A 13,283-nucleotide genomic window follows, 5' to 3' on the forward strand; every position below is an offset into this window, starting at 1 on the left:
GCGCGCCACCGCCGCGCCGGCTCCCCGAGCCCCCGGCCTCCCCGCTACAGCAGGGCGACCTCCGCCGCCGCCAGCCGGGCCGGGTCCGCGACCACCTCGAAGACGGCCACCCGCCCGTCCCGCACGGTGAACCGCAGCAGCAACCGCAGCCGCCCGTCCGGCGCGATCGCCGCGCCGACCGCGCCGTCCACCAGCACCGGCACGCCGAACCGCGCCCGCCGACCGATCACCCGCGTCTCCCGGGCGACCGCCCCGGCGCCGCGCAGCACCGCCGCACGGCCGGCGGGCAGCGCGGCCGGGTCGGCCCGGCGCACCACGTCCGGCGCGAGCACGGCGAGCAGCGCGTCCAGATCGCCCCCGCGCGCGGCGGCCAGAAACGCCTCCACCACCTCCCGCCGCCCCGTGCCGTGCTCCGCCTCCGCCCCCTTGACCCGCTGCCGGGCCCGGCTCGCCAGCTTCTTGGCGGCCGCCGTGTTCCGCCCGACGATCGGCCCGATCTCCTCGAACGGCACCGCGAACCCGTCGTGCAGCACGAAGGCGACCCGCTCGGCCGGGCCCAGCCGGTCCAGCACCACCAGCATCGCCCGGCCCACCTCGTCGACCAGCTCCGCCTCCTTCTCGGGCCCGTCCACCACCGCCTCGACCACCACCGGCTCCCCCGCCACCGCCTCGGTCCTCCGAGCCCGCAGCGCGTCGAGGCAGATCCGCGACACGACCGTGGTCAGCCACCCGGGCAGGTTCTCCACCTCCGCCGCGTCCACCCGCTCCAACCGCAGCCAGGCCTCCTGCACGGCGTCCTCCGCCTCCGCCGTCGACCCCAGCATCCGCCGCGCCACCGCTCCCAGCCGCCCCCGCTCGGCCTCGAACCGCACCGCCAGCTCCTCGCGCCCGTCCATCGGTCACCTTTCCGTCCGCGGCCCCGTCACGGGACTGACGATGCCCACCCCCCGAAGGTGACCGGGAGCCCCCTCATGCCCACCCTGCTCCACCTGGACTCCAGCGCGAGCCCGGCCGACCAGTCCGTCAGCCGCCGCCTGACCGCCCGCTTCGCCCACGCCTGGCGGGCCCGCCACGAGGGCGCCGACCACCGCTACCGCGACCTCGCCGCCGACCCGGTGCCCCTCATCGGCGCCGGCTACGCCTCCCTCGGCGTCCGCGTCGAACGCCACGGCGCCCCCGTCCCCCTCCCCGACGTCCGCTCCTTCGCCACGACCCCTTCCGAGCACCACGAGTGGTCCCTCACCCACCCGCTGATCAGCGAACTCCACGCCGCCGACACCCTCCTGCTCGGCGTCCCCATGTACAACTTCACGGTCCCCGCCGCCCTCAAGGCCTGGATCGACCGCATCACCTTCCCCGGCGCCCACACCGGCCGCCTCACCGCCACCCGCGTCATCGTCGTCACCGCCCGCGGCGGCGGCTACGGCCCCGGCACCCCGCGCGAGCCCTTCGACTTCCAGACCCCCTACCTGCGCGCCTGGTTCACCGAGCACCTCGGCATCCCGGACGCCAACCTCCGCTTCGTCCACGCCGAACTCACCCGCGCCGCCGACGTCCCCGCCCTCACCCCCTACCGCGACCTCGCCACCACCTCCCTCACCACCGCCCGCACCGCCCTGACCACCCTCGCGACCGCCTGAAACACCGAAGGGCCGGCGGGAACACCCGCCGGCCCTTCCGTTCCGTCCGCTACCGCCCGCCCCACGGCTCGTCCGTCGACACGATCTCCCGCCCCAGCGGCGTCAGCGACACCGGGATGAGCTTGAGGTTCGCCCACCCGAACGGGATCCCGATGATCGACAGGAACAGCGGAATGCTGGTGATCAGGTGCATCAGCGCCAGCCACCACCCGGCGAAGACCAACCAGATCACGTTCCCGATGCACGACGGCGCCCCGGCATCCGGCCGCTCGACGGCCTTGCGCCCGAACGGCCAGATCACGAACCCCGCCAGCCGGAACGAGGCGATGCCGAAGGGAATGGTGATGATCAGAACGCAGCAGATGATGCCGGCGACCACATAGCCGATCGCCATCCAGAACCCGCAGAAGACCAGCCAGAGCACATTCAGTAGGAATCCGATCACCTTCATGCCTGGCACCTTCTCATGGACGACGACGGCCCCCTACGACCACCGATGCCCGCCGTCCACCGTGTCTACGCACGTCAGGGCCACACCTCAGGGATCCCTCCGGGTACCGCCCCTCCTCACGGAGGAGACCGGTCCCGGCCCGGAACCGGCGGGCGCCCGGACATGCGGCTCCGCGCCGCCCGGGTGGCCCGGGCGGCGCGGAGCAGGGGGCTGGGGACGGTCAGCCCGCCGAGTGGCCGATGCCGGTGTCGACGAAGGAGCCGGAGACGCCGTCCTCGCTGATGACCAGGGTGCCCTCGAAGTAGCTGGCACCCTCGGGGCCGAACTTCACCTCGGTGACGTGCAGGGCGCTTCCGTCGGGGCCGACCGTGAAGGCGCCCTTGTCGAAGTGGGCGACGGGGACGACCACGTCGTCGGCGCCGGCGTCGGCGGAGGCGGCGGTGGCGCCGCAGACAGCGAGCGGGAGGACGACGGCGGAGACGGCGAGGATGCGGTGCATGGTGCGCATGGATATGCCCTTTCGAGGCGTCGGTTATCGACCCGGCGGAAGGCGCCGGCCATCACCATTCGCGCACGGCCGCACACGAAGCGCGACCGATGGGGGCCGTTCGTGAGCCGATGTCACCCGACCCTCCGCACCGGGCGCGGTGGACCTACAGCGGCGTGACGGCCTTGAGGACGAGGAGGAGGGCCACCGCGGCGTTGAGGGCCGAGAGGGCGGAGGCGGCGGTGCCGAGGGCGGCGACGAGGGCGGCGAGGCCGGCGGGGGTGTGGGCCGGGGGCCAGTTGCGGGCGGTGGGGACGGGGCCGAGGAGGGCGGCGACGCGGCGGGGGACGGGGCCCGGGGCGGCGAAGGCGGGGAAGGCCGCGTAGGCGTCGGGCGGGCGGTGGGAGGCGAGGGCGGCGCGGGCGACGGCGCGGGCGGTGACCCGGCGGTCGCCGACGGCCTGGGCGGACTCCTCGTCGGCCCAGCGCTCCGCGCTGTAGGCGACGGCGCGCTCCAGCGGCCGCAGGAACGGGTTGACGCAGCCGGCCAGCTGGGTGGCCAGCAGGTGGCGGTGGTGCCGGTGGGCCAGGTGGGCGCGTTCGTGGGCGAGCAGGGCGGCGCGCTCGTCCTCGGCGAGGCCGGCCAGCATGCCGGTGGAGACGACGACCCGGCCGGGCGAGCGCGGCGAGCCGGGCAGCGCGTAGGCGTACGGGGCCGGATCGGGCAGCAGGGCGACGTCGGACGAGCCGGGCAGCGCGCGGCCGAGGGCGCGCCGGGCGCGGGCGCGGATCCGCAGGTGGCGGGCGAGCGTGCGGCCGACCGCGAACAGCACGGCGGCGAGCACGAGCAGCGCCGCCGTGCCGACCGTCTCGTGGTACGGCAGGGCGGCCCGGACCTCGGGGTCGGACCAGCTGTCGGGCAGCGGGTTGCCGGGGATCTGCGCGGTGCCGACGACGCCGATCAGCGCGAGGCAGACCGCGCTGCACAGCGCCATCACGATGCTGATCCCGGTGAGCAGCCGGGCGGCGCCGCGCGGGTGGAGGTGCTGCTCGGTGAGGCGGGCGATGGGCAGCGCCGTCAGCGGCAGGACGAGGGGGAGGAAGACGAAGACGCCCACGGCGAGGGGTCAGCCTTCGCGGTCGGGGGCCGGGGCGCCGGCGCTGTCGAGCAGGGTGCGCAGCAGCTCCTCGTCGTGCGGGAGCAGGGCGGTGACGAAGCTCGCGAGCACGGCGTCCCGGTCGGGCTCGCCGTCGAGGACCCGGCGCATCCGCAGGGCCGCGAGGCCGGCCGCGTCCGAGGAGGCCTGCCAGAGGTAGGAGCGGCCGGAGCGGGTGCGGGTGACGGCGTCCTTGGCGTGCAGCCGGGAGAGGATGGTCATCACGGTGGTGTAGGCGAGGTCGCCGTCGAGGCGCTCCTGGACCCAGCCCGCGCTGACCGGACCGGGCGCCCGCTGGAGCACCGCCAGCACCTGTGCCTCCAGCTCGCCCTGGCCGCGCCGGCGGGCCCGCGGGTCGCCGGCCACCGGGATGCTGGTGTCCTCTGCGCCCTCTGCGGTGTCCTCTGCCATGCCGGTCATCCTAACGAGGAGGTAAAGGACCGGGAATCAGGCTTGTGGTTCGCGGGCGTTCTGCCGCCGGTCGAGCTCGGCGATCCCGGGGTGGTGGAGGTCGAAGGCGGGCGACTCGGAGCGGACCCGGGGCAGCGTGACGAAGTTGTGCCGGGGCGGCGGGCAGGAGGTGGCCCACTCCAGCGAGCGCCCGTAGCCCCACGGGTCGTCGACGGTGACCCGCTCCCCGTACCGGGCGGTGTGCCAGACGTTGTAGAGGAACGGCAGGGTGGAGATCCCGAGCAGGAACGAGCCGATGCTGGAGACGGTGTTGAGCGCGGTGAAGCCGTCGGAGGCCAGGTAGTCGGCGTAGCGGCGGGGCATGCCCTCGGCGCCGAGCCAGTGCTGGACCAGGAAGGTGGTGTGGAAGCCGGCGAAGAGGGTCCAGAAGTGGATCCGGCCGAGCCGCTCGTCGAGCATCCGGCCGGTGAACTTGGGCCACCAGAAGTGGAAGCCGGCGAACATCGCGAAGACCACCGTCCCGAACACCACGTAGTGGAAGTGCGCGACGACGAAGTACGAGTCGGAGACGTGGAAGTCGATCGGCGGCGCGGCCAGCAGCACCCCGGTGAGGCCGCCGAACAGGAAGGTGACCAGGAAGCCGACGGCCCACAGCATCGGCGTCTCGAAGCTGAGCGAGCCCCGCCACATGGTGCCGATCCAGTTGAAGAACTTCACCCCGGTGGGCACCGCGATCAGCATCGTCATGATCGAGAAGAACGGCAGCAGCACCTGCCCGGTGACGAACATGTGGTGCGCCCAGACGGTGATCGACAGGCCGGTGATGGCGACGGTGGCGCCGATCAGCCCGGAGTAGCCGAAGACCGGCTTGCGGCTGAAGACCGGGATGATCTCGGTGACGATGCCGAAGAACGGCAGCGCGATGATGTAGACCTCCGGGTGCCCGAAGAACCAGAACAGGTGCTGCCAGAGCAGCGCCCCGCCGTTGGCCGCGTCGAACACGTGCGAGCCGAAGCGGCGGTCCGACTCCAGGCAGAGCAGCGCGGCCGCCAGCACCGGGAAGGCGAAGAGCACCAGGACGGCGGTCAGCAGGATGTTCCAGACGAAGATCGGCATCCGGAACATCGTCATCCCGGGCGCGCGGAAGCAGACGATCGTGGTGATGAAGTTGACCGAGCCCATGATGGTGCCGAAGCCGGAGAGGGCCAGGCCCATGATCCAGAGGTCGGCGCCGAGGCCCGGGGAGCGGTCCGGGCCGTTCAGCGGCGCGTAGGCGAACCAGCCGAAGTCGGCCGCGCCGTCCGGGGTGAGGAAGCCGTAGACGACGATCAGCGAGCCGAACAGGTACAGCCAGTAGGCGAGCGCGTTCAGTCGGGGGAAGGCGACGTCGGGGGCGCCGAGCTGCAGCGGCATGATCCAGTTGGCGAAGCCGGCGAACAGCGGGGTCGCGAACATCAGCAGCATGATCGTGCCGTGCAGGGTGAAGAGCTGGTTGAACTCCTCGTTGGAGAGCAGCTGCAGCCCGGGACGGGCCAGCTCGATCCGCATCAGCATCGCCATCAGCCCTCCCAGCAGGAAGAACAGGAAGGAGGTGGTGATGTAGAGGGTGCCGATCCGCTTGTGGTCGGTGGTGGTGAGCCAGCCGACCAGGGCCCGGCCGCGCCGGCGGCGGGCCGCGGCGCGGTGGTCCCGCCCGGTACCGCCCGACGGGGGCCGGGGCTGCTCCGCGGTGTCCTGCGGCAGGAGAGTCACGCGCTGCGCCTTCCGGATCCGGGGCAGGGGTCGGACCACCAGTACCGGCCGCCCGGCCGCGCCGGCCGGGGGCACGCGAGGGCGCGCGGGGCGGGTCACCCGAACAGGTGCGGCCCGGTTGCCCGGCACCGGCCGCGGTTGGACGGTCGAAGTCCGCACGTCTCTCCGAACACCTGTCCGGGAGTGCCTGACCGGCCCCGGCGTCCGGTCCTGGAGGAACCCATGAGCAGCACGTCGTCCCCGCCGCCCGGCCAACCGCCGCCCGGCCAGCCGCCCCCGGCGGACCAGCCCCCGCCCTGGCGCTCCGGCACCGGCCAGCCGCCACCGCCGCCCTCGCACCACGGCTTCCGTGAGTGGGCGCCCGGATTCGTGGTGTTCGCGGGTGTCCTGATGCTGATCAACGGCATCATGGAGGTGCTGCGGGGCATCATGGCGGTCCACGAGGACGAGGTCTTCCTGAGCACCAACCGCTACGTCTTCCGCTTCGACCTCACCGGCTGGGGCTGGATCCACATCGTCGTCGGCGCCCTGGTCGCGCTGGTCGGCGCCTTCCTCCTCAAGGGCGCCGGCTGGGCCCGGTACGCCGGTATCGTCCTCACCGCGGTGAGCGCCGTCGACGCCTTCCTGTCGATGCCGTACTACCCGGGCTGGTCGATCGTGGTAATCGCGCTGGACGTGTTCATCATCTGGGCCCTCTGCGTCCACCGGCCCGCGGAGACCGGTCACTGATCCCCACCGCCGCCGCCCGGTCCCGCGCCCACCCGGCGGGACCGGGCGGCGGCGTCAGGCCCGGGCCCGCTGGGTGAACGCGATGCTGAGCAGCACCACCACCGCCGTCACCGGCGCGGCGGCCGGCAGTTCCTCGCCGAGCAGCAGCACCGACCAGACGAGCGTGATCAGCGGCTGGGCCAGCTGGAGCTGGCTCGCCCGCGGCACCCCGATCAGCGCCATCCCCCGGTACCAGACCACGAACCCGCCGAACTGCGAGACCGCGGCCGTGTAGAGCAGCCCCGCCACCGCCTCGGCGCCGAGCCGCACCGGCTCGGCGGGCAGCGCCAGCGCCGTGGTCAGCGCGGTGACCGGCAGCGCGGCGACCACCGCCCAGCCGATCACCTGCCAGCCGGGCAGCTCCCGGGAGATCCGGCCGCCCTCCGCGTACCCGGCGGCGCAGACCAGCAGCGCCGCGAACAGGTAGAGGTCGGCGAGGCCGGGCCGCCCGTGGCTCTGCACCAGGGTGAACCCGAGCACCGCGACCGCCCCGGCCAGCGCCGCGCCCCAGAACAGCCTCGACGGGCGGCGCCCGCGCGAGCGCACGGCGGCGACCGCGGCGGTGGCCGGCGGAAGCAGGCCGATGACGACGGCCGAGTGCGCGGTCGAGGAGGTGCGCAGGGCCAGCGTGGTGAGCAGCGGGAAGCCGAGCACGCAGCCGGCCGAGACCACCAGCAGGCCGGGCCAGTGGCGGCGCTCGGGCAGCGGGACGCGGGCGGCCGCGAGGCAGAGTGCGGCGAGCACCCCGGCCAGCAGGCCGCGCAGGCCGGTGGCCGTCCAGGGGCCGAAGCCGGTCAGCGCCCAGGCGGTCGCGGGGAAGCTGAAGGAGAAGGAGAGGACGCCCAGGGCGGCCAGTGCGGTGCCCGGGGCCCACGCGGGGGCGACCGCCGCGGCGGGTCGTTCCGCTACCGCCAGGGAAGGGGTAGCGCTATCTTGTGCTCTCATGAACGAGCGTAGCAGTGTGGCCGAACTCGCCGACAGGCTGCGCCGGGAGGTCGAGCGCTACCCGGAGGGACGGAAGCTGCCGTCGAGCCGGGCCCTGATGGAGCGCCACCAGGTCAGCCCGGGGACGGTCTCCCGCGCCGTCGCCGTGCTGGCCGCCGAGGGGCTGGTGGTCTCCCGTCCGGGCGCCGGAGTGTTCCGGGCGGCGGCCTTCGCGGGCGGACCGGGCGCCGCCACGCCCGCCGCCGCACGCCCGGGCGACCTCTCCTGGCAGGAGATCGCGCTCAGCACCGACACCGGCCCGCGCGACCTGCTGGCCGCCCCGGTGTTCGCCACCCTGCGCGTGCCGCCGCCCGACGTCGTCGATCTCAACAGCGGCTATCCGCACGCCTCACTGCTGCCGGAGCGCCTGCTCGCCACCGCCCTGGGCCGGGCCGGACGGCGGCCGGGCGCCTGGGAGCGCCCGCCCACCGACGGCCTCACCGAGCTGCGCGGCTGGTTCGCCCGCGACATCGGCGGCCAGGGCGGGCCGATCGCCACCGGGGACGTCCTCATCACCTCCGGCGGGCAGGGCGGGCTCACCGTGGCGATGCGCTCGCTCGCCGCGCCCGGCGCACCGGTCCTGGTGGAGTCGCCGACGTACTCGGGGATCCTCGCGGTCGTCCGGGCGGCCGGGCTGCGGCCCGTCCCGGTGCCGGTCGACGCCGACGGGGTGCGCACCGACCTGCTGGCGGACGCCTTCGCGGCCACCCGGGCGCGGGTCTTCGTCTGCCAGCCGCTGTTCCAGAACCCGACCGGCGCGGTGCTCTCCCCCGAGCGCCGGGCCGAGGTGCTGCGGATCGCCCGGGCGGCGGGCGCGTTCGTCGTCGAGGACGACTTCTCCCGGCTGCTGGTCCACGCGGACGCCCCCGCGCTGCCGCGCCCGCTCGCCGCCGACGACCGCGACGGGGTGGTGGTGCACCTGCGCTCGCTGACCAAGGCCGCCTCGCCCAATCTGCGGGTGGGCGCGCTCACCGCGCGCGGGCCGGCGCTCGCCCGGCTGCGGGCGACCCAGGTGGTGGACAGCTTCTTCGTGCCCCGGCCGTTGCAGGAGGCCACCCTGGAGCTGGTCGCGGACCCCGGCTGGGCCCGCCATCTGCGCACGCTCGGCGCCGAGCTGCTGGGCCGCCGCACCGCCGCCGTCACCGCCCTGCACCGCGAGCTGCCGGGCCTGCTCACCACCTACCGGCCCGGCGGCTACCACCTGTGGCTGCGGCTCCCGGACGGCGTCGACGACGGCGCCCTCACCGAGGCCGCCCTGCGGGCCGGCGTGCAGGTGACCCCGGGCCGTCCGTACCACGCCGCCGAGCCGCCGGCCCCGCACCTGCGGCTGAGCTACGCGGCCGCCGAGAGCTCCGCCCAGGTGGCGGAGGGCGTCCACCGCCTACGGCAGGCCTTCGAGGAGGTCGCGGGCTGACGGCGGGCCGCGCGGGCGCTACGGCCGGTGGCCGGCCATCCGCTCCAGCCGGGCGATCCGCTCGGCCATCGGCGGGTGGGTGGAGAAGAGCTTCGCGCCGGCCTCGCCCGGGCGGAACGGGCTGGCGATCATCATGTGGCTGGCGGTCTGGATCTGCGGCTCCGGCGGCAGCGGCAGCTGCCGGGTGCCGGCGTCCAGTTTGCGCAGCGCGCTCGCCAGGGCGAGCGGGTCGCCGGTGATCCGGGCGCCGTCGGCGTCGGCCTGGTACTCGCGGGAGCGGCTGACCGCCAGCTGGATCAGCGAGGCCGCGACCGGGCCGAGGATCATGATCGCGAGCATCCCGAACAGGCCCGGGCCGTCGTCGTCCTCGCTGCGGCCGAAGGGGATCAGCCAGGCGAAGTTGACCAGGAACATCACCACCGAGGCGAGCGCCCCGGCCACCGAGGAGATGAGGATGTCCCGGTTGTAGACGTGGCTCAGCTCGTGGCCGAGGACGCCGCGCAGCTCGCGCTCGTCGAGCAGCTGCAGGATGCCGTCGGTGCAGCAGACCGCCGCGTTGCGCGGGTTGCGGCCGGTGGCGAAGGCGTTCGGGGCCGGGGTCGGCGAGATGTAGAGCCGGGGCATCGGCTGGCGGGCCGCGGTGGAGAGCTCGCGGACGATCCGGTACAGCCGCGGGGCCTCGATCTCGCTCACCGGGCGGGCCCGCATGGCGCGCAGGGCGAGCTTGTCGCTGTTCCAGTAGGCGTAGGCGTTGGTGCCGAGGGCGACCAGCAGGGCGATCACGAAGCCCGTGCGGCCGAAGAAGCTGCCGATCACCAGGATCAGCGCCGAGAGGCCGCCGAGCAGGGCGGCCGTCCTCAGTCCGTTGTGCCGGCGGTGCACGGGTGGCCCTCCAATGGTGCGTGGGGAAGCCCTTTCTGCCTCGTCCCTCCTGCCCGCTCAACGGGCGGGGCCGGGGGCCTTGTTCCCTTGTGACCAGCGCGACACCCGGCCGGGTGCCCCGGCCGCACCGGCCGTCACCTCGGCACACACCGGGAGGCGGCTCAGAACAGCGAGCCGCCGACCACCTGGAGGACCAGCTGGGGGGCCACCGAGAGCACCACCGCGGCCGAGGCGGTGAGCCCCAGGGCGGCGGTCAGCGGCACCGGCAGGCGCCGCTCGGGGGCGGGGGCCGCGGCGGCCTCCTCCGCCGGGGCGAACAGCCGGGCGGTCCAGAGCAGGTAGTAGTACAGGGCGACGACCACGTTGACGGCCATCACCACGGCCAGCCAGCCCAGCCCGGCGTCGACGGCGGCGCGGAACACCACCACCTTGCCGAACAGGCCGATCACGCCCGGCGGCAGCCCGGCCAGGCAGAGCAGGAAGAACGCCAGCGCCAGGGCCGTCCAGCGGCTCCGCGCGAACAGGCCGCGGAAGTCGTCCACGCTGGTCCCGGCCTTGCGGCCGACCGCCGCCACCACGCCGAAGGCGCCGAGGTTGACCACGCCGTAGATCAGCGCGTACGCGGCGGTGGCGCCCAGCGGGTCGGTCCCGGTGGGCGCGTAGCCGGCCGCGGCCAGCGGCACCAGCAGGTAGCCGGCCTGGCCCACCGAGGACCAGGCGAGCAGCCGGACCGCGCTGTACCGGGTGTCGAAGCGCTGGCGCAGCGCGCCCACGTTGCCGACCGTCATGGTGACGGCGGCCAGCACCGCGAGCGCCAGGCCCCAGGTGTGCGCGTAGGGGCGGAAGGCGATCGTGGCGGCCAGCGCCAGGCCGGCCAGGCCGGCCGCCTTGCCGACCACCGAGAGGTAGCCGGCCACCGGCAGCGGGGCGCCGGTGTAGGTGTCCGGCACCCAGAAGTGGAACGGGACGGCGGCGACCTTGAAGGCGAAGCCGACCAGGGTGAGCACGGCGCCCGCCTCGGCCAGCGGCTTCAGCTGCGCGGGCGCCTGCTCCAGGCCGGTGGCGACCGCGCCCAGGTGCAGGCTGCCGCTCGCCGCGTAGACGAAGCCGATGCCGAGCAGCATCACGGCGGTCGCGGTGACGGAGGAGAGGAAGAACTTCAGCGCGGCCTCGGCGCCCCGGCCGTCCCGGCGCAGCGCGACGAGGGCGAAGGCGGGCAGCGAGGCCACCTCCAGGGCGATCACCAGGGTGGCGAGGTCGCGGGAGGCGGGCAGCAGGGCGGCGCCGGTGGCGCTGGAGAGCAGCAGGAACCAGTACTCGCCGCGGGGCAGCTCCTCCTCGTCCACCGTGTGCGCGGACAGCAGCGCGGCGATCAGCGCGCCGCCGAGCGCGAGCAGCTGGAAGACCAGGGCGAAGTGGTCGGCGACGTACGAGCAGCCGCCGTTGTCAGTGGCTCCTGTTACGTTCTGCGCACAGAAGGTGGCCCGGGGTGATCCCCCGGTGAGCGGGAGGAGCGAGATGAGCGCGAGGGCGAGTCCGGCGGCGGTGAGCCGGCCGAGCCACTTCTTGTGCCGCGCGGGCAGGAAGAGGTCGGCGACCAGCACGGCGAGGGCGGCCACGGCGGCGATCAGCGGGGGCGCGATCGCCACCCAGTCCACGGACTGGATCAGGCTGCCCGGGTTGGCGACGGCGAGGGAGGTCACAGTGGTCTGCCCCGTGGAGTGAGGTCCGAGTGCGGTGCCGAGCATGATCAGCCACCCCCGAGGAGGTGCTTGACGGCGGGGTCGGAGAGGCCCAGCAGCAGCGCGGGCCAGAGACCGGCGAGCAGGGTGAGGGCGGCCAGCGGCGTCCAGCTGGCGGCCTCGTACGGGCGCAGGTCGGCGAGCTCGGCCACCGGGGCGGGCTGCTTCGGGTCGCCCATGCAGACGCGCTTGACCACGATCAGCAGGTACGCGGCGGTGAGGAGGGTGCCGAGCCCGGCCAGGACCATGTAGGTGACGAACGCGGGGCGCGAGAGGCCGTCGGCCGGGTCGAACGCGCCGAACATCGCGAGCAGCTCGCCCCAGAAGCCGGCCAGCCCGGGCAGGCCGAGGCTGGCGACGGCGGCGAAGGCGAGCAGCGCGCCCAGCCGGGGTGCCCGTCCGTAGAGGGCGGCGCCGGTGGCGCCGGAGAGCGTGTCGAGGTCCGCCGTGCCGTAGCGGTCCTTGAGCGCTCCGACGACGAAGAACAGCAGGCCGGTGATCAGGCCGTGCGCGATGTTGGCGAACAGCGCGCCGTTGACGCCGACCGGGGTGAGGGAGGCGATGCCCAGCAGGACGAAGCCCATGTGGCCGACGGAGGAGTAGGCGATCAGGCGCTTGAGATCGCCCTTGGCGCCGCGCCGCGCGAGCGCGAGGCAGGCCAGCGAGCCGTAGACGATGCCGACGGCGGCGAACGCGCCCAGGTAGGGGGCGAGCGTCGTGGTGCCGTCGGGGACGACCGGGAGGAGGACGCGGACCAGACCGTAGGTGCCCATCTTCAGCAGCACGCCGGCGAGCAGCACGGAGCCGACGGTCGGGGCCGCCGTGTGCGCGTCCGGGAGCCAGCTGTGCAGCGGCCAGGCGGGAGCCTTGACCGCGAGCCCGACCATGATCGCCAGCGCGGCGATCACTTGGGTGGAGTGGCTCAGGCCGGAGCCGTGGGCGGCGGCGAGGGCCTGCATGTCGAAGGTGCCCGCCTTGGCGCCGACCAGCAGGAAGCCGAGCAGCATCACGGCCGAGCCGAGCAGCGTGTAGAGGATGAACCGGTTGGCGGCCGGCACCTTCGCGCCGCTGCCCCAGCGGGCGATCAGGAAGTACATCGGGATCAGCACGATCTCGAAGGCCAGGAAGAAGAGCAGGAGGTCCAGCACCGCGAAGGTGGCGAGCATGCCGACTTCGAGGAGGAGGAACAGCCCGACGAAGGCCCGGGCCGAGGGAACCGTGTCACCGGACGGCAGCCGCCGCTCCGAGTACAGCGCGCAGAGGAAGGTGAGCAGCGAGGTCAGGACGATCAGCGGCAGCGAGACGCCGTCCACGCCGAGGTGGAGGCGCACGCCGATGGCCGGGATCCAGGACACGTCGGTGGTGGCCTGCATCCGGGCGGGCTCGTCGTGGTCGAAGCCGGCGGCCAGGACGACGGTGAGCACCAGGACGGCGCCGGTCAGCACGGTGCTGAAGCGCAGCGCGCGGCGGTCGGCGGCGGCCGGGTCCGCGCCGAACACCGGGGCCAGGGTGAGCGCGGCGCCGAGCAGCGGCAGCACCAGGAGGGCGATGAGGACCGCGTTCATCGGGGGCTCCTAGCGACGACAGCGGACGGGG

The 13,283-nt window shown here is 74.4% G+C and carries 13 protein-coding genes; 3 read left to right on the plus strand and 10 right to left on the minus strand.

Annotated elements, in window-relative coordinates:
- Positions 1–44 precede the first annotated feature (44 nt).
- Entirely contained in the window at positions 45–896 is an 852-nt protein-coding gene (locus ACFC0B_RS15065; protein ID WP_376086236.1) for a sigma-70 family RNA polymerase sigma factor, read from the minus strand.
- Between the two features lie 75 nt (positions 897–971).
- Between ACFC0B_RS15065 and ACFC0B_RS15070 the strand changes: the two genes are divergently transcribed.
- Positions 972–1,640, plus strand: coding sequence for an FMN-dependent NADH-azoreductase (locus ACFC0B_RS15070; RefSeq protein WP_376086237.1), 669 nt, complete (start codon positions 972–974; stop codon positions 1,638–1,640).
- Between the two features lie 49 nt (positions 1,641–1,689).
- On the opposite strand, the gene ACFC0B_RS15075 is transcribed toward ACFC0B_RS15070, so the two are convergent.
- From ACFC0B_RS15075 to ctaD, 5 genes are all read right to left on the minus strand, one after another.
- Entirely contained in the window at positions 1,690–2,091 is a 402-nt protein-coding gene (locus ACFC0B_RS15075; RefSeq protein ID WP_376086238.1) for a YccF domain-containing protein, read from the minus strand.
- Positions 2,092–2,311: 220 nt separating this feature from the next.
- Complete coding sequence (locus tag ACFC0B_RS15080; protein ID WP_376086239.1) at positions 2,312–2,599, minus strand: hypothetical protein; 288 nt, start codon at positions 2,597–2,599, stop codon at positions 2,312–2,314.
- Between the two features lie 145 nt (positions 2,600–2,744).
- Positions 2,745–3,695, minus strand: a complete 951-nt coding sequence (locus tag ACFC0B_RS15085) for a M48 family metalloprotease (protein ID WP_376086240.1) — start codon at positions 3,693–3,695, stop codon at positions 2,745–2,747.
- 9 nt (positions 3,696–3,704) lie between these two features.
- Positions 3,705–4,145 (minus strand): BlaI/MecI/CopY family transcriptional regulator, encoded by a 441-nt coding sequence (locus ACFC0B_RS15090; protein ID WP_376086241.1) that lies wholly within the window; start codon positions 4,143–4,145, stop codon positions 3,705–3,707.
- A 36-nt stretch (positions 4,146–4,181) separates the two neighbouring features.
- Positions 4,182–5,897 carry a cytochrome c oxidase subunit I gene (gene ctaD, locus ACFC0B_RS15095; protein ID WP_376086242.1) on the minus strand — a complete coding sequence of 572 codons (1,716 nt, stop codon included), beginning with the start codon at positions 5,895–5,897 and terminating at the stop codon, positions 4,182–4,184.
- A gap of 222 nt (positions 5,898–6,119) precedes the next feature.
- Between ctaD and ACFC0B_RS15100 the strand changes: the two genes are divergently transcribed.
- Positions 6,120–6,626 (plus strand): hypothetical protein, encoded by a 507-nt coding sequence (locus tag ACFC0B_RS15100; RefSeq protein WP_376086243.1) that lies wholly within the window; start codon positions 6,120–6,122, stop codon positions 6,624–6,626.
- Positions 6,627–6,680: 54 nt separating this feature from the next.
- On the opposite strand, the gene ACFC0B_RS15105 is transcribed toward ACFC0B_RS15100, so the two are convergent.
- Positions 6,681–7,610: a DMT family transporter gene (locus tag ACFC0B_RS15105; protein WP_376086244.1), complete on the minus strand. Its 930-nt coding sequence runs from the start codon at positions 7,608–7,610 to the stop codon at positions 6,681–6,683.
- Between ACFC0B_RS15105 and ACFC0B_RS15110 the strand changes: the two genes are divergently transcribed.
- Positions 7,609–9,063 (plus strand): PLP-dependent aminotransferase family protein, encoded by a 1,455-nt coding sequence (locus tag ACFC0B_RS15110; protein ID WP_376086245.1) that lies wholly within the window; start codon positions 7,609–7,611, stop codon positions 9,061–9,063. The genes ACFC0B_RS15105 and ACFC0B_RS15110 overlap by 2 nt on opposite strands.
- A gap of 18 nt (positions 9,064–9,081) precedes the next feature.
- On the opposite strand, the gene htpX is transcribed toward ACFC0B_RS15110, so the two are convergent.
- The 3 genes from htpX to ACFC0B_RS15125 all read right to left on the minus strand — a co-directional run bounded on the left by htpX (position 9,082) and on the right by ACFC0B_RS15125 (position 13,252).
- Positions 9,082–9,945: a zinc metalloprotease HtpX gene (htpX, locus tag ACFC0B_RS15115; RefSeq protein WP_376086246.1), complete on the minus strand. Its 864-nt coding sequence runs from the start codon at positions 9,943–9,945 to the stop codon at positions 9,082–9,084.
- A 161-nt stretch (positions 9,946–10,106) separates the two neighbouring features.
- Entirely contained in the window at positions 10,107–11,693 is a 1,587-nt protein-coding gene (locus ACFC0B_RS15120; protein ID WP_376086247.1) for an NADH-quinone oxidoreductase subunit N, read from the minus strand.
- Between the two features lie 2 nt (positions 11,694–11,695).
- Complete coding sequence (locus ACFC0B_RS15125) at positions 11,696–13,252, minus strand: NuoM family protein (RefSeq protein WP_376086248.1); 1,557 nt, start codon at positions 13,250–13,252, stop codon at positions 11,696–11,698.
- Positions 13,253–13,283 lie beyond the last annotated feature (31 nt).

The sequence above is a fragment of the Kitasatospora sp. NPDC056184 genome (assembly GCF_042268405.1).
GTDB lineage: Bacteria > Actinomycetota > Actinomycetes > Streptomycetales > Streptomycetaceae > Kitasatospora.